This is a genomic window from Xanthomonas sp. WHRI 7065, from assembly GCF_040203115.2.
In the GTDB taxonomy this organism is placed as follows: Bacteria; Pseudomonadota; Gammaproteobacteria; order Xanthomonadales; family Xanthomonadaceae; genus Xanthomonas; species Xanthomonas arboricola.
The window spans coordinates 281,997-296,771 of sequence record NZ_CP168194.1 but is presented as its reverse complement, the minus strand read 5'-3'; the positions used below and the strand labels follow the sequence as shown (position 1 = coordinate 296,771).

The 14,775-nt window shown below is 66.8% G+C and carries 15 protein-coding genes; 3 read left to right on the top strand and 12 right to left on the bottom strand.

The window, feature by feature from the left end; translation table 11 throughout:
- Nucleotides 1–7: 7 nt before the first annotated feature.
- Nucleotides 8–484, top strand: coding sequence for a tRNA (cytidine(34)-2'-O)-methyltransferase (locus ABQY64_RS01220; protein WP_039517704.1), 477 nt, complete (start codon nt 8–10; stop codon nt 482–484).
- A 159-nt stretch (nt 485–643) separates the two neighbouring features.
- Here ABQY64_RS01220 and ABQY64_RS01215 read toward each other — a convergent pair whose 3' ends face one another.
- From ABQY64_RS01215 to poxB, 6 genes are all read right to left on the bottom strand, one after another.
- Nucleotides 644–1,867, bottom strand: a complete 1,224-nt coding sequence (locus ABQY64_RS01215) for an MFS transporter (RefSeq protein WP_349780144.1) — start codon at nt 1,865–1,867, stop codon at nt 644–646.
- A 105-nt stretch (nt 1,868–1,972) separates the two neighbouring features.
- Complete coding sequence (locus ABQY64_RS01210; RefSeq protein ID WP_349780143.1) at nt 1,973–2,599, bottom strand: hypothetical protein; 627 nt, start codon at nt 2,597–2,599, stop codon at nt 1,973–1,975.
- Nucleotides 2,600–2,734: 135 nt separating this feature from the next.
- Entirely contained in the window at nt 2,735–3,541 is an 807-nt protein-coding gene (locus ABQY64_RS01205) for a hypothetical protein (protein ID WP_104599695.1), read from the bottom strand.
- A 438-nt stretch (nt 3,542–3,979) separates the two neighbouring features.
- Nucleotides 3,980–5,317: a sigma-54 dependent transcriptional regulator gene (locus ABQY64_RS01200; protein WP_349780142.1), complete on the bottom strand. Its 1,338-nt coding sequence runs from the start codon at nt 5,315–5,317 to the stop codon at nt 3,980–3,982.
- The gene (locus tag ABQY64_RS01195; protein WP_349780141.1) at nt 5,302–6,744 is read right to left on the bottom strand and encodes a HAMP domain-containing sensor histidine kinase; all 1,443 of its coding nucleotides are present in this window, start codon (nt 6,742–6,744) and stop codon (nt 5,302–5,304) included. Before ABQY64_RS01195 ends, ABQY64_RS01200 begins: the two co-directional genes overlap by 16 nt.
- Nucleotides 6,745–6,790: 46 nt before the next feature.
- Nucleotides 6,791–8,500 carry a ubiquinone-dependent pyruvate dehydrogenase gene (gene poxB / locus ABQY64_RS01190; protein WP_181098388.1) on the bottom strand — a complete coding sequence of 570 codons (1,710 nt, stop codon included), beginning with the start codon at nt 8,498–8,500 and terminating at the stop codon, nt 6,791–6,793.
- 364 nt (nt 8,501–8,864) lie between these two features.
- On the opposite strand from poxB, the gene ABQY64_RS01185 reads away from it, so the two are divergent.
- Nucleotides 8,865–9,461 (top strand): diffusible signal factor-reguated Ax21 faimly virulence factor, encoded by a 597-nt coding sequence (locus ABQY64_RS01185; RefSeq protein WP_016904049.1) that lies wholly within the window; start codon nt 8,865–8,867, stop codon nt 9,459–9,461.
- Between the two features lie 272 nt (nt 9,462–9,733).
- Here ABQY64_RS01185 and ABQY64_RS01180 read toward each other — a convergent pair whose 3' ends face one another.
- The 6 genes from ABQY64_RS01180 to ABQY64_RS01155 form a co-directional block, all read right to left on the bottom strand.
- Nucleotides 9,734–10,759 carry an NAD(P)H-dependent glycerol-3-phosphate dehydrogenase gene (locus ABQY64_RS01180; RefSeq protein ID WP_349780140.1) on the bottom strand — a complete coding sequence of 342 codons (1,026 nt, stop codon included), beginning with the start codon at nt 10,757–10,759 and terminating at the stop codon, nt 9,734–9,736.
- Nucleotides 10,760–10,774: 15 nt separating this feature from the next.
- Nucleotides 10,775–11,290 carry a protein-export chaperone SecB gene (secB, locus tag ABQY64_RS01175; protein ID WP_016903394.1) on the bottom strand — a complete coding sequence of 172 codons (516 nt, stop codon included), beginning with the start codon at nt 11,288–11,290 and terminating at the stop codon, nt 10,775–10,777.
- Nucleotides 11,291–11,400: 110 nt separating this feature from the next.
- A complete protein-coding gene (locus ABQY64_RS01170; protein ID WP_016903395.1) occupies nt 11,401–11,838 on the bottom strand; it encodes a rhodanese-like domain-containing protein in 438 nt (145 codons plus the stop codon).
- A 76-nt stretch (nt 11,839–11,914) separates the two neighbouring features.
- Nucleotides 11,915–12,337: a hypothetical protein gene (locus ABQY64_RS01165; protein WP_349780139.1), complete on the bottom strand. Its 423-nt coding sequence runs from the start codon at nt 12,335–12,337 to the stop codon at nt 11,915–11,917.
- Between the two features lie 28 nt (nt 12,338–12,365).
- Nucleotides 12,366–12,836 carry a YiiD C-terminal domain-containing protein gene (locus ABQY64_RS01160; RefSeq protein ID WP_026064546.1) on the bottom strand — a complete coding sequence of 157 codons (471 nt, stop codon included), beginning with the start codon at nt 12,834–12,836 and terminating at the stop codon, nt 12,366–12,368.
- Between the two features lie 138 nt (nt 12,837–12,974).
- A complete protein-coding gene (locus ABQY64_RS01155) occupies nt 12,975–13,784 on the bottom strand; it encodes a glycosyltransferase family 25 protein (protein ID WP_349780138.1) in 810 nt (269 codons plus the stop codon).
- Nucleotides 13,785–13,994: 210 nt separating this feature from the next.
- Here ABQY64_RS01155 and ABQY64_RS01150 point away from each other — a divergent pair, with 210 nt between their 5' ends.
- A complete protein-coding gene (locus ABQY64_RS01150; RefSeq protein WP_374151330.1) occupies nt 13,995–14,771 on the top strand; it encodes a uroporphyrinogen-III synthase in 777 nt (258 codons plus the stop codon).
- Nucleotides 14,772–14,775 lie beyond the last annotated feature (4 nt).

Sequence of the window (14,775 nt, the reverse complement as noted above, 5' to 3'; positions counted from 1 at the left end):
TGCGCGCATGTCAGCCCCCGTCCTCGATGTCATCCTGTTTCAGCCGGAAATTCCGCCCAATACGGGCAATGTGATTCGCCTGTGCGCCAATACCGGCGCGCGCCTGCACCTGATCGAGCCGCTCGGCTTCGACCTCAGCGACAAGCAGCTCAAACGCGCCGGCCTGGACTATCACGAATACGCAAGCCTGCAGGTGCATGCCGACCTGCCCACCGCCCTGGCCGCGATCGCGCCCAAGCGCGTGTTTGCACTGAGTACGCGCAGCACCGTGCGTTACGACACACCGCAATTTGCCGATGGCGATGCCTTCCTGTTTGGCCCGGAAACACGCGGCTTGCCCGCCGACGTGCTGGAGTCGATCCCGCCACAGCACCGGCTGCGCCTGCCGATGCGCCCAGACAACCGCAGCCTCAATCTGTCCAACACCGTTGCGGTGATGGTGTTCGAAGCCTGGCGTCAGTGGGACTTCAGCGGCGGCCGATAACCGTGGCAATGCAGACGGCTGGCTGACTGCGGCATCGTCTGGCCCAATCCCGGCGCGCAGCATGGTTCCCGTATCGGTCTGTCATTCAAAGCGTGCTCCGTGCGTATGCCAGTCGCGGGCGTTGCCGTTTGCATGCTGCTCCGCGCCGCTGCCATGACCTCATTGCATCACCTGGGCATCGGTCGCTGCCTGCAACATGCCGCGGCAGCCTGCCCAGAGCGCCACCGCCAGCAAGGCGATGCCGCCCAGCGCCAGAAACGCGATGCGATAGCCGAAGGCGTGCGCCAGCCAGCCGCCTAACGCCGGGCTCAGCGCCGCGCCCACACCTTGCACCGTCATCACCGCGCCCTGGCCGACATTGACGCGCCCGGTGCCCTGCAGCAATCGCGCCACCAGTGCCGGCACCACCACGGCCTGCAGGCCGGCGCCGAGTCCGTCGAGGATCTGCACCGGAAACACGCCCCAGCCATGGATCAGCGACGCCGCCACCAATGCACGCAACGGCAAGGCCATGAAGGCCACCAGCAGCACCCACCAGTGTCCGTGCACGCGGATCCAGCGCATTGCCAGCAACGCCACCACCACCATCGTGGCCTGCGCGACCACGATGGTGGTCGCCGTCAGCGCGTTGGCATCGCCCGCATGCGCGGCCACGATGGCCATGCCGTAGAGCGGCAGCATCGCCGCATTGCCCAGGTGGAACAGCCCCAGGGTGATGGCCAGCAAGGCCAGTGGCCGGCAGGTCAACAACACCCGCCAGCCGCTGAGGGTGTCCGCGCCGTCGGCGTGGCCCAGGCCGCGCGCGGCACGATGGTCGATGGCCGCAGCTGGAATCATCAGCACCGCCGCAATCGCCAGCACACCGAACGCGGCGGTGAGCACGAACACCGCCGCAAACCCGTAGCGCCAGCCCAGCCAGCCGGCCAGTACCGCAGCCAGCATGTTGCCGGCGTGGTTGGCGACCTGATTGCGCGCCAGTTGATGATCGAATCCGCGCGCGTGCACCAGCCCCAAGGTGATGCCGGTGAGTGCCGGGCCGATGCCGGCTGCCGCCAACGCCGAGACGATCTGCGCGGTGACCACACCGGAGGAGGTCGGATGCAGCCAGATCAGCGCCGTGGCCAACAGGATCACCAGGCATCCCACCACCACCACGGCGCGCTTGCGCCGGGTGCTATCGACCAGTGCACCGGCCGGGGTGGTGGCGAGCATGCCGGCGATGCCGCCCACACTCATCACCGTGCCGATCGCCGCCACCGACCAGCCCCTGGATTGCAGGAATACGCTGAGAAATGGCCCCAGCCCGTCCTGCACATCGGCCACGCTGAAATGCAGCGCCTCCAGTGCGCGGCTGCCACGGGGATGCGGTGTGCTCATGCGCATCGGCGCTCTCCACGAAACGATGAAAGGCGACTGCGCGCGCCGGCCTGCATGCACGACCCAATTGCGATCGCGCGGCGCCCAACACGGCAGTCGCGTTGCAGGCTGCTAGTGCTTCGGCTTCGGCTTCGGCTTCGGCTTATGCGCACCCGGACCATGCGGATGCTCGATCTGCTTCAGCGACGCGGCCTTGGCGCCCAAGGCATGCGCGTGGATCAGCACCCCGTGTGGGGTCGTCCTGGTATCGCCTTCGGCCACCAGCGTCTTACCGACCACCAGTTGTTTGGCGAAGTCGGCCCCGGCATGCGGTGGGAACCGCACCGTGACCTCGTCGTCCAGCAACACGCCATGCACCTGCCCGTGCGGGCCGTGCAGCAGGCGCGCGATGGTGCCGCTGTGCTGGGTGAGCTGCGGCTTGGGCGGCTTGCCGGCGGGCGGCTTGGGCTTGGGCTTGGCATGCGGCCCGTGCGGGCCTTCATCGACGATGCGCTTGCCACCCTCCGGATCAATCGCCAGGGCCACCAGCATGTCCACATCGCGCGGCTTGAGGCCACGCACACTCAAGGTGCTGCCGGGCTTGAGCGCCTTGAGCAAGGCGGCGGACAGGTGCGGCGGCGTGTGCACCTCGGTGCCGTCGGTCAGCAGCAGGCCGTCGATATCGGCCTTTGGATTGAGCAGAAAGCGCGCCAGCGTGCCGCGGGTTTCGGGAAGGAAATCAGGGTCGACCCAATGCATGAAAAACTCCAGAGAAGTGAGAACCGGCCAATGCCGGCAAGCCGCACCCGTCGCCACGCATGCGGCGTGGTGAACAGGTGCGTAGAGGGGAACGAAACGATGTGAGCGCCGCCGCGTGGGCGGCGGCGCCCTGGATCAACGCGGCGCCGGGGCCGGCGCTGGCGGTGCGGCCGGCGGGACAGGCGGTGTCGGTGGTACGGGCGGCACCGGGCCGTCCGGGCGCGGCGGGCTGAACAACGCACGCTGCGAGGCGCGATCGCGGCCCAGTTGGGTGGCTTCGATGGCGCGGCCGTTGGCGGTGGCAACCCCGAAGCCGCTCACGCTCAATGGCGCACCGGCCCGCAACAGATCGCCGAACTGCAGCGCCAGATGCGGCGGCATCCGCACCAGCGTGCCGTCGCTCAGCAACGCGCCATTGGTCTCGCCACCCGGGCCGTAGACCAAGCGCTCGATGCGTCCTTCCGCCTGCAACGGCGTCAACGCGGCAGGTGCTGGCGGCGCCGGCGGCATGGCGCCCGCCGGCGGCTGGTCGACCACTTCGCGCCCACCACGATTGGAGCGGATGCTGCTGGCGCGCAGCACCGGCAGGCTGCCCAGGCGATAGCCCTGCACGCTCACCGTATCGCCCCGGCGCACCGCAGCCTGCAACTGTGCGGACAGATGCGGTGCAAATGCCACCTGGGTGCCATCGCGCAACCACAGGCCGTCGACCTCGCCATTGGGATTGAGCATGAAGCGCTCGACCGTGCCGGTGATGCGCACCGGGGTGGCGGCCACCGGCGCAGGCGGTGCGGGCGGTGCGGGCGGCAGCGGCGGAGCCGGCGGTGGCGTGCCGACCGGCGCACGCGGCGCCACCGGTGCTGCCGGCGGTGTGGGAGCCTGCGCGGCAGCGGTTGCCACGCTGCAAGCCAGTGCGAAAGCAAGTGCGGTCTGACGAATCATGCGATGTCTCCAACGCGGCAGGAGCGCCGCTCGCCCTGGAGATAAAGCAGCAATCGTGCCAACAGGGAATCCGTTGTTTTACAAGGGTTTTGTGTCTGCACGCGCGCGGACAATCGTCTGCGTTTCATCCACCACTGTCCGCTTTGCAGACACTTTGCAGCTGGTTGCGTGTCACCCCTGCAAGGCAAGAACGTGCCTAGCATCCTCGACGGTAGCGTGCGCGTGCCGATGTCCGGGCTGGATCTCGAACGCGTGGTGCTGCGCTTTCCGGCTGCACCGTTTGCTGGGGGAAGGCCATTGGCCAATGCTGCAAGTGGCAGCGGCGGCATGCAACCAACAGGTGCGCATGACAACAGGTGCACGTGCTGCTGTGCGCGTACTGCGTCGTGACCGAAGCGGCAGCCTGCACCATCGCGTCCGGTCTGATCGCTGCAACTACTACAGGCCGTACTCATCGAGCTTGCGGTACAGCAGCTGGCGATGAATGCCGAGCCGGCGCGCGGCTTCGGCGCGGTTGCCGCCACTGTGCGCCAAGGCGTCCTGGATCATCTGCCTTTCCAGCCGCGCCACCGCCTCGGGCAAGGTGCCTTCCGGTGGCGCTGCAGTCGTGGGCTGCTCGGCATCGTACTCGAGCGCGTCGTCCAGATCCGCGGCAACGATGCTGTGGCCGCGCACCAGCAGCTGGCTACGTTGCATGACGTTACGTAGCTCGCGCACGTTACCGGGCCACGGGTAGGCCGGCAGCCGCGCTTGCGCGTCCGCCGACAGCGTACGCGCCGCGCCTTCGCCGCTGCGCAAAAAATACTGCGCAAGCAGCACGATGTCCTGCCCGCGTTCGCGCAGCGGCGGCAGTTCGATCGGCACCACATTCAGGCGATAGCGCAGATCGCTGCGGAACTGTCCTGCCGCCACCCACGCCGCCAGATCGCGATGCGTTGCCGCCAGCACGCGCACATCCACCTTCTGCGCGCCGCGCCCGCCCAGCGGCGTCACTTCGCCCTCCTGCAGGAAGCGCAACAACTTGGCCTGCATCGGCAGCGGCATGTCGCCGATCTCGTCCAGGAACAACGTGCCGCCATCGGCTTCGCGAATCAGGCCGATGCGGTCGCTGGTCGCCCCGGAAAAGGCGCCCTTGCGATGGCCGAACAATTCGCTTTCCATCAACTCCAACGGGATCGCCGCGCAGTTGACTGCCACGAACGCCGCATTTGCGCGTGCGCTGGCGCGATGCAGCGCGCGCGCGACCAGCTCCTTGCCGGTACCGGTTTCGCCGGTGATCAACACCGGCAGATCGGAGGCCGCCGCCAGCCCGATGCGTTTATGCACGGTACGCATCGCCGGACTGTGGCCGACCAGGCCGTCGTCGTCGTCGGGTGGTTCGCTCGCTGCGGTATCTGCGTTGGCATCGGCGCGACTTGCCAATGCACGCTCCACCACCTCGACGATATCGGCACGCCCCACCGGCTTGACCAGGTGATCGAACGCGCCCAGCGTCATCGCTTCGATGGTGTTGCCGCTGGAGGCGTACGCGGTGAGCATCACCAGCGGCACCTGGCGCGCGCGGGGATCGTCTGCACGCGCACGCAGCACCTGGATTCCGTCCATGCCGGGCATGCGGAAGTCCACGAACGCCAGCTCGATGCCGCCCTCGTTCAGGCGCAGCAAACCGTCGGCGCCGTTGTCGACCGCGATCACCGTATGGCCGAGCGAGCGCAGCGTTGCCTGCAAGGTGGCCAGAAACGCCGCATCGTCGTCGATGATCAGGATGCGCGCCATGGCAGCTCCAGAATGAAATGGGTCATACCGTCGGCGTGTGCATAACGCACCTGCCCGCCATGTGCACGGGCGATCTCGCGCACCAGCGCAAGCCCCAGGCCATTGCCGTCGGCGCGGCCGCTGACGAACGGCTCGAACAATTGCGAAACGATGGCATCGGCGATGGCCGCGCCACGATTGCTCACCCGTAGCTGCAGCAACCCATCGCGGGCGCTGGCCTCCAGTGTCACCGCGCTGCCTGCATCGGCGTGCTGGAGCGCGTTGCGCAGCAGATTGTGGACGGCACGGCCGAGCTGCTGCGGATCGAGCATCCACTGCAGCGGCGCGTCCGGGACGCGCAGCTGTGGCGCCGGCGCGCCCGGCGGCAGCACGGCAGGATCGAGCAAGCTCGCCAGCCAGTCCTGCACCACCACCGTCTCCAGCTGCAGCCGGATTGGCTGCACCATGCCGAGCAGACTTTCGACCACCCCATCCAGGCGACGGATCTGCCCCAGCATCAGCTCACCGTGCGCGGCATCGTCCGGCGTGCCCTGGCGCGTGGCGATTTCGTTCTCCACCGCCAGGCGCATCGTGGCGATGGGGTTGCGAATCTCATGCGCCACCGTGGCGGTCAGGCGCCCGAGTGCGGCCAGCCGCTCGTGCCGTGCCAGCTCGTCGGCCAGCCGCCGCGTCTGCGCCAAGGCCTGCGCATTGCGCTGTGCGTAATCGCTGACCGCAGCGCCCAGCCGGTCCAGCTCGGGTGCGCCGGTGACCGGTATCTGCGGGAGTTCGGTATCGGCGGCCAGCGCCTGCTGGATGCGCTGCAGGCGCTGACTCCAGCGCCGTACCACCACGCCAAGGGCAATCGCCGACACCGCCACCATGGCGAAGATCAGCAGCATGCCGATCGCCAGTGGCCGCCAGGCATCGGAGGTGCTGGCCGGCACCCGCGACATGGTCCAAGCGGCGGTGCCCGCGGCCAATGGGCAGGCGCTGATCAACACCACTTCGCGGCTGCCGTCTCGACGAAAATCCACGGCCTTGTTGCCCACCGCACTCTGCCGCGCGGTACTGACGATCGTGGTCCACTCGGCGGCCGGGATATCGGTCTTGTGATCGCTGCCGTCGTAGGTGGGATAGGCGTAGGCAACGAATCCCTTGTCGAGGTTCCACACCCCGCCCTCCACCCCGGGCGCATCGGCCAGCACCAGTTGCACCACCACCGCGGCCAGCCCGGCGCCGTTGTCGCCACTACGCGCCGCCTCGCTTGCGCCGGCGTAGCGCTGCACGATGCGTGCGCATTGCGCGGTCAATTGCTGGCGCGCATCGTCCAGTCGCACGCCTTCGGTCTGTCGGTACAGGCCATACAGCATCGTGGCCACGCCCACGCAGGCAGCCAGGATCACCACCCAGATCAGCAGCAGCTGGCGCAACAACGAACGAGGCATGCGAGGGTCCGGTAAAGACGTACAGTTTCAGAACGCGGTAACTGTGTCAGCGCATGTTGGTCTTGACCAGATCGATCACCTCGTCGCCGCGCCCGCTCATCACTGCCTTGAGCAGATACAGGCCCATGCCCTTGGCCTGTTCCAGCTTGATTGCCGGCGGCACCGCCAGTTCCTGCGTGGCGATGCGCACATCCACCAGTGCCGGACCGGAATGCGCGAAAGCCTGCCGCAACGCCCGCTCCAGTTGCGCGGACTCATCGACCCGGATGCCCAGGATGCCCATCGCATTGCTCATCGCTGCGAAGTCCGGATTGCGCAGCTCGGTGCCGGTGTCCAGATAGCCGGCGGCTTTCATCTCCATCGCCACGAATCCCAGCGAGGCGTTATTGAACACCACGATCTTCACTGGCAGGCGCAGCTGCGCCAGCGAAATGAAATCGCCCATCAGCATCGCAAAACCGCCATCGCCGGACAGCGCAATCACCTGACGGCCCGGATACGCCGACTGCGCACCCAGCGCCTGCGGCATCGCATTGGCCATCGAACCGTGGTTGAACGAACCGAGCAAGCGGCGTTGTCCGTTCATGCGCAGATAGCGCGCGGCCCACACCGTCGGCGTGCCGACATCGCAGGTGAATACCGCATCCTGGTCGGCGATCTGGCTGATCATGCGCGCCACGAATTGCGGATGCAGCGGCTCGCCTGGATCGGCCGGCACCGCCAGATCGTCCAGTCCCTCGCGCGCCTTGCGATAGTGCGCCAGCGCTTTGTCCAGGAAGTCGCGTTTCTCGCGTCGCTGCAGCTGCGGCAGCAAGGCGGCGATGGTTTCGCCCACATCCGCTGCGATGCCCAGCTGCAACGGCGTGCGCCGTCCCAGCGCGCTCGGGTCGCGGTCCACCTGCACGATGGTCGCGTCCTTCGGATAGAACTGCCGATACGGGAAGTCCGTACCCAGCATGATCAAGGTGTCGCAGTTGAGCATTGCGTGGTAGCCGGAGCTGAAACCGATCAGGCCGGTCATGCCGACATCGAACGGGTTCTCCCACTCCACATGTTCCTTGCCGCGCAAGGCATGCACGATCGGCGCGCCCAGGGTGTCGGCCAATGCCACCACCGCATCGTGTGCGCCCGCGCAGCCGCTGCCGCACAACAACGTGATCGCTTCGCTCTGTTGCAGCAGCGCGGCCAGTTGCTGCACATCTTCGGGGGCCGGCAGCACGCGCGGTTGGCGCAGTTGCGGCCAGGCCGTGGGAATGTGCCTGTCCACTTCCAGCAATGCGATATCGCCGGGGATCACCACCACCGCCACGCCTTGCTGCAGGATGGCCGCACGCATCGCGCGGTGCAGCACTTCCGGCAGCTGCGCCGGATTGGTCACCAACTCCACAAAGTGACTGCACTCGCGGAACAGTTCCTGCGGATGCGTCTCCTGAAAATAGTTCAGCCCGATCTCGGACGAGGGAATATGCGCGGCGATCGCCAGCACCGGCTGGCGGCTGCGATGGCAATCGAACAGCCCGTTGATCAGATGCAGGTTGCCCGGCCCGCAGCTACCCGCACACACCGCCAGCTTGCCGGTCACCGCCGCCTCGGCGCCGGCAGCGAATGCGGCCACCTCTTCGTGGCGCACATGCATCCATTCGATCGTCTGCATCTCGCGCAAGGCATCGGTCAGGCCGTTGAGGCTGTCGCCGGTCAACCCCCAGATCCGCTCCACCCCCGCGCTCTGCAGCGTCTCGGCCAGAAACCGCGCCAACGTCTTTTTCTTCGCCACGATGCAGCTCCACGCTTGTTCGACAAGCCTGGCATGCTCCCAGTCACAGTGTCAGCGCAATGTGCTTGCACGCCGCAAACGCGGTAAAAATCACTGAAAAACAGGCGCTTCTATACATGCGCGTCACATCGACGCGATGTAACCGCCAATGCATCACACTTTGCGCGTGCGGTACGCGCATTGCAATTTGATGACAAGGAAGCGGAGCTGAACTGGGCGCGATGATTCATGGACCAGTCAGTCCAAAATTCATGTCGCGTTCCATCGAATAACGGAGAATTTACATCTCGGCAGCGAACGGCATCCGCCTCAGCGCCGGCCCAAACCATAAGTACAGGTATCGATCATGAAGAATTCCCTGCTGGCCCTCGGCCTTCTCGCAGCCCTGCCGTTTGCGGCCTCCGCTGCTGAAAACCTCTCCTACAACTTCGTCGAAGGTGACTACGTGCGCACCCCGACCGAAGGCCGCGACGCTGATGGTTGGGGCGTGAAGGCGTCCTACGCCGTCGCTCCGAACTTCCACGTGTTCGGCGATTACAGCAAGCAGAACGCTGACGACAACGACAACGTGTTCGAAAGCTCCAACTCCGACTTCCAGCAGTGGGGCGTCGGCGTAGGTTACAACCAGGAAATCGCCACCAGCACCGACTTCGTTGCTCGCGTTGCCTACCGCAAGCTGGACCTGGACACCCCGAACATCAGCTTCGACGGTTACAGCGTTGAAGCCGGCCTGCGTAACGCCTTCGGCGAGCACTTCGAAGTCTACGCCCTGGCTGGCTACGAAGACTTCTCCAAGAAGCGCGGCATCGACATCGGCGACAACTTCTACGGCCGCCTTGGCGCCCAGGTCAAGTTGAACCAGAACTGGGGCATCAACGGCGACATCCGTATGGATGGCGACGGCAACAAGGAATGGTCGGTCGGCCCGCGCTTCAGCTGGTAAGCCGCACGTTTGACTGCAACGCGACTCTCTCTCCCGCGTTGCATTGGAAGCCCGGTCCCCCGACCGGGCTTCTTTCTTTTGGGCGATCGGCTGGCGCTGCGCACATCGCGCTATGGCGGCATGTGCGCAATGCGGCTGCTGTAGAAGCACGATGCAGCGCGCTCAAGCGGCTACGGCTTGCAGCCAACCTTTGCGATCGGCACCAACAAAAAGCCCGGCAATGCCGGGCTTTTTGTTGTTTCTGCGCAGCGCGTCAACGCGCGATGCCACGATCAGGTGAACAAGGTCTGCGGGTACTCGGGCTTGCGCTCGCGTGCCAGCAATTCCTTCAGGCCTGCTTCCGGGGTGATCTCGCCATGCAATACCGCACGCACGGCGTTGGAGATCGGCAGCTCGATGCCGTGATGCTCGGCCTGACGCATGACTTCATCGGCGGTCTGCACCGATTCCACCACCTGGCCGATCTCGCGGATCGCATCGTTCAGGCTCTGTCCGCGTCCCAGGGCCAGCCCCAACCGTCGGTTGCGCGACAGATCGCCGGTGCAGGTGAGCACCAGATCGCCCAGACCCGCCAGGCCCATCAACGTCTCCGGCCGTGCACCGATCGCCGCCGCCAGGCGCAGCATCTCGTTCAAGCCGCGCGTGATCAGGCCGGCACGTGCGTTGAGGCCCAGCTGCATGCCATCAGCCACGCCGGTGGCCACCGCCAGCACGTTCTTCATTGCGCCACCGAGCTCGGCGCCCACCATGTCATCGCCGGTGTAGGCGCGGAAGGTCGGGCCATGCATCGCATCGGCCACGACCTGCGCAAACGCCGCATCGTCGCCGTGCACGGTGATGGCGGTCGGCAGGCCGAGCGTGACTTCCTTGGCGAAGGACGGCCCGGTCACCACGGCCAGCGGAACGCCGGGACCGAGGATGTCGCGCGCCACTTCGTGCAGGAACCGCCCGGAACCGGGCTCGAAGCCCTTGGTCGCCCACGCAACGCCGGCACCGGCCGGACGCAACGGGGCGATCAACCGGATCGTCTCGGTGAATGCATGCGATGGCACCACGACCAGGATCCAGCCGGCATCGACAATGGCCAGTTGCAGGTCGGTGGTCGCACGCAGGCTCTCGGGCAGTGCAATCCCCGGCAGATAACGCACGTTTTCGTGGGTGCGGTCGATGGTATCCACCATCGCCGCATCGCGTCCCCAGAGCACGGTCGGGTGACCGTGCCTGGCGAGCAGCGCGGCCAGGGCCGTGCCCCAGGAGCCGGCGCCGAGAACCGCGATCTTCTGCGTCGAATCGCTCATCGGCGCACGCAAGGCTTAGGCGTTGCCAGCCGGCTCGGAATCGGCCAGCGAGGTGCCTTCGCCCTGCGAACGCTGGCGCAGGGTTTCTGCATACAGCGCTTCAAAGTTGATCGGCTGCAGGTAGAACGGCGGGAAGCCGCCGGCCTGGATCAGGTCGCTGACCAGGGTACGCACATACGGGAACAGGATGTTCGGGCATTGGGTGCCGAGCAGCACGTCGATCGCCTGCGGCTCCAGGCCGACCAGGCCGAACACGCCGGCCTGCTGCACTTCGGCCACGTAGGCGGTCTTGCCACCGGCGGTGCAGGTCAGGGTCACGGCCAGCACCACTTCGAAGGCGTTGTCGTTGAGGCGCTGCACCTTCTGGTTGAGGTTCAGCTGCAGCTCGGGCTGGTTGGCGTCATTGAAGACGGACGGCGCGTTCGGCGATTCGAAGGAAACGTCCTTGACGTAAATCTTCTCGATGGTGAAAGCGGGGCCAGCAGCGGCGTCGGCCGGCGCAACCGCGCCGTTGATGATTTCGTCGGACATTCCTAACTCCAGAAACGGTTCGGTGGATGCAGCGTTGAATGATGCAGACGTGAAAGTGCGAGTCTCTCATGCCAGCAATGGGGACTTGCCCGGCGCCTCACAAGGTGCGGTCAGGCGCGGCCCTTGACCAGCGGCAGCTCGGCCATCTGCCAGGCGGCCACGCCGCCATCGAGCCAGTAGACCTGCTCGAAACCGGCTTTCTTCAGCGTCTTGGCCGCGCCTGCGGAGGCATTGCCGTTACGGCACACCACCACTACGGGCGAGGACTTGGCGTTGGCGAGCAGCTTGCCGGCCGGGTCGAACTTGGCCAGCGCCACGTTGCGGCTGCCGGCGATGTGGCCTTTTTCGAAATCGGCGGTCGGCGACAGGTCGATCACCAACGCGTTCTCGCTGTTGATCAAACGGGTCAGCTCAGCCGGCTTGAGTGCGCGATACCCACGGAACAGGCGCGCGACCTCGGTGACGATCAGGGCGATGGTCAGGCCCACCAGGGCCAGCGACAACATGGGGTTGCGGCCGACAAAGGCCTGCAGCTCTTCGAAATTCACGGGGTCAGGGTCAGTCAAGCGGGCGGGAATTGTCGCACAGCTGGCACGCGCGACGGCCAGGCACCGGTGGCACGGGCTACTGGCCCTGCCACAGATCGGGCAGGCCGCTGGCCAGCCACCAGCGTTTGCGCTCGGCATCCCAGCGCCACAGCTCGATGCTGCGCACCAGCCGCTCGGCCTGGGTATTGCGGCTGATCACCCGCAGCTCGACCTCGCGGCGCAGGTCGCCGTTGCCATCCTCGCCCACCCGCAGCTCGCGGTAGCCGGAGATCTGCACCTGTTCGTAGCGCGAGCGTTCCAGATCGCTGAGCGGATGCGCCTGGGCGTAGCTCGGCTCGACAAAGCCCTGCGCGGCATCGAAATCGCTCCAGCGCACCGCGGCGGTGTAGGCGGCCTGGGTGGTTTCCAGCGCGCGTGCCTGGGCACGGCTGCCGGCAGACGCCCCCCCGCTGACCATCGCCAGCCCGAGCAACAGCATTGCCCCGATCACTGCACGCATGCGCATTCCCCCAAGTCCAGCGCGCATCCTACCGTTTTGGAAACGCCACGAAGCGCCCGCTCAGGGTGGCCGCCGCCGCACCGGATCCCAGCGCGATCTGCGCACGCATGCCGATGCGCGCCTTGCCGCGCTGCCGGAAGGTCGCCAGGAATGCCTCCCAGCTGCCGAGTTCGGACGGCTCGGCATTGGCTACCAGGTCTTCGTAGACCGGGGCGACGTAGCGCAGCTGGCTGTCGGCCACGTAGACATCGGCGCTGTGCCCGGCCAGTTGCAGTTGCAGCGTCAGCCAGCCCCAGCTGGCCAGCGTCATCAACGAGGCCAGGCTGCCGCCGAATGCATTGGCCTTGTCGTTGACGTTGGCCTGCAGCGGCGCACGCAAACGCAAGGCGCCGTCATGCAAGCCGTCGACGGCAATGCCCATCGACAGGACCGGCGGCATGGCGATGAACTGTTGCTGCAGCGACTGCAGGGCGGATGCGAGCGTGCACGAAGGAGTCATCGGCGAAGGCTGGAAGACGGCGAAGGGCGGCATCATGCCGCAATGTTCCGCGAGCGTCTTGTGCACTGGAATGACATGCGGTACCGCATGGTGAACGCGTACGGCATCGCGTCGCCGCATGCCTGGGTCTCGCCCGGCTCAGGGTGCGAACACGACCTTGCGATAGCCCTGCGCCACACGCAGCAACGCGGTGGCCTTGGCCTTCCAATGCGCGCTGCGCTGCCTCTGCGCGTGCGTCAACGGCGCATCGATGGTGCTGGTAAACACGATCTGCTCCGGAGCGGCGTGGAAGAACTTGTCCTGGATGCAGGCGGCCGGCGCCAGCTGATAGGTGGACAGCTGCTGTGCGACCGGCGATTCGTTCCAGCCGAACAGGAAAATGTCGGCCATGGTGTGCCAGCGTGCCTCGGCCGCCAGCAGCAGGCGCGCCGCATCGCGACTGAGAATCAGCGCCCCGGCGCAGACCGGCCAGCAGTGTTGGTGGGCCGAGGGACGCACCAGGCGCAGCTGCCGGCCACCGACCTCGGCAACCTTGGCATCGAGTTTGATGCGGTTGTAGGACGGCTCCAGCCGCACGATGCTGTTGCCGCCCGGCAGCCACTCGCTGCTGCGCAGCAGCGCCGGCAGCGCGTCGGACAGATGCATGTCGTCTTCGAAGATGGCGGTGTAGGCGTCGTCGGAGTGGGCTGCGATGCGCCACGCGGCCTGATGGCTCAGGAAGCACCCGATGTTGGAGGCGGTCCACTTGCGCGGGCCGGTGCTGAAGGCATCCCCGGAGCCTTCCAGCGGCCGCTCGCGTGCGAAGTCGGCAATCTGCGCAGGCGTCAGGGTAGCGCCATCGACTGCGGGAATCCGCTCGAACGGCAGGCCCAGCGCGTGGAACTGCGTCGACATCGCCTGCAGGCGCTCGCCGCTGCGCTGCATGTTGATGAGGTAGGACTTGATCACGGCGCCACTCCAGCTCGATTGTCGTGGCGGATCGTGGGCGGAAGCGGTCACCGGCACAGACCCGGGGACGAGGTTCTGGCCGCAGAAACGCAGGCATCGCGTCGAGCAGGCACGCAAAGATCAGACAGCGCGCGAGGATCGAATCGCCGCCAGCGCTAGCGCAGCGCGACACCCGCCCCCGATAACGCACGGCTCTCGCATAATCACTGGATGACACCTCCCGCCCCAGCTGCCAACGCCTGGACCCTGATTTCGCTGCGGCCCAGCGGTGAACACGCGCCGCTGCGACGGGCCGCCGCGCGGCACGGCGGACGGCTGCTGGCGCTGTCGCCGTGGCGGCTGCAGACCAATGACACCCCGCAGGCACGGGCTGCATTGCGGCAGGCCTTGCACGCGCCGATCGCGGTGTTCACCAGCCCGGCCGCAGTGCACGCGGCGCATCGTCTGGCGCCGCTACAGCGGCCGGCGCAGGCGCAGTGGGTGAGCGTGGGAGACGGCACTGCGCGCGCGCTGCAGGCCTGCGGCATCGACACGGTGATACGCCCGGCGCGCATGGACAGCGAGGGCCTGCTCGCATTGCCGCTGTTCCGGCAACCGCTGCAGGCCGTTGGGCTGATCACCGCCCCGGGCGGGCGCGGCATGCTGGCGCCAGCCCTGCAGCAACGTGGCGCCCGCATCCTGCGCGCCGATGTCTATCAGCGCGTGCCGCTGCGCCTGCGCGCATCGGCAGTGCGTGCCCTGGCGGACGTGCTGCCCGCTAGCGTGCTGGCGCTGAGCAGCGCCGAAGCGCTGACGCTGGTGCTGCAGCAATTGCCCGGACCGCTGATCGACACCTTACGGCAACGCCCACTGGTGGCCTCCAGCGAGCGCATGCTGCAAGCCGCACACGCCGCCGGCTTCCAGCATGCGGTGCGCGCTGCGGGTCCCTTGCCCGAGCAATTGGCCGCTGCCGCCGCCGCGATCGTGACACCATCGCGACCTTGCTGAACTT

Coding starts and splice junctions, on each gene's coding strand:
- ABQY64_RS01210 (WP_349780143.1), bottom strand. CDS start 2,599: ATGCATTGGGTCGACCCTGATTTCCTTCCCGAAACCCGCGGCACGCTG.
- ABQY64_RS01180 (WP_349780140.1), bottom strand. CDS start 10,759: ATGAGCGATTCGACGCAGAAGATCGCGGTTCTCGGCGCCGGCTCCTGG.
- ABQY64_RS01215 (WP_349780144.1), bottom strand. CDS start 1,867: ATGCGCATGAGCACACCGCATCCCCGTGGCAGCCGCGCACTGGAGGCG.
- ABQY64_RS01160 (WP_026064546.1), bottom strand. CDS start 12,836: ATGACTCCTTCGTGCACGCTCGCATCCGCCCTGCAGTCGCTGCAGCAA.
- ABQY64_RS01220 (WP_039517704.1), top strand. CDS start 8: ATGTCAGCCCCCGTCCTCGATGTCATCCTGTTTCAGCCGGAAATTCCG.
- ABQY64_RS01185 (WP_016904049.1), top strand. CDS start 8,865: ATGAAGAATTCCCTGCTGGCCCTCGGCCTTCTCGCAGCCCTGCCGTTT.
- ABQY64_RS01205 (WP_104599695.1), bottom strand. CDS start 3,541: ATGATTCGTCAGACCGCACTTGCTTTCGCACTGGCTTGCAGCGTGGCA.
- ABQY64_RS01150 (WP_374151330.1), top strand. CDS start 13,995: ATGACACCTCCCGCCCCAGCTGCCAACGCCTGGACCCTGATTTCGCTG.
- ABQY64_RS01165 (WP_349780139.1), bottom strand. CDS start 12,337: ATGCGTGCAGTGATCGGGGCAATGCTGTTGCTCGGGCTGGCGATGGTC.
- ABQY64_RS01200 (WP_349780142.1), bottom strand. CDS start 5,317: ATGGCGCGCATCCTGATCATCGACGACGATGCGGCGTTTCTGGCCACC.
- secB (WP_016903394.1), bottom strand. CDS start 11,290: ATGTCCGACGAAATCATCAACGGCGCGGTTGCGCCGGCCGACGCCGCT.
- ABQY64_RS01195 (WP_349780141.1), bottom strand. CDS start 6,744: ATGCCTCGTTCGTTGTTGCGCCAGCTGCTGCTGATCTGGGTGGTGATC.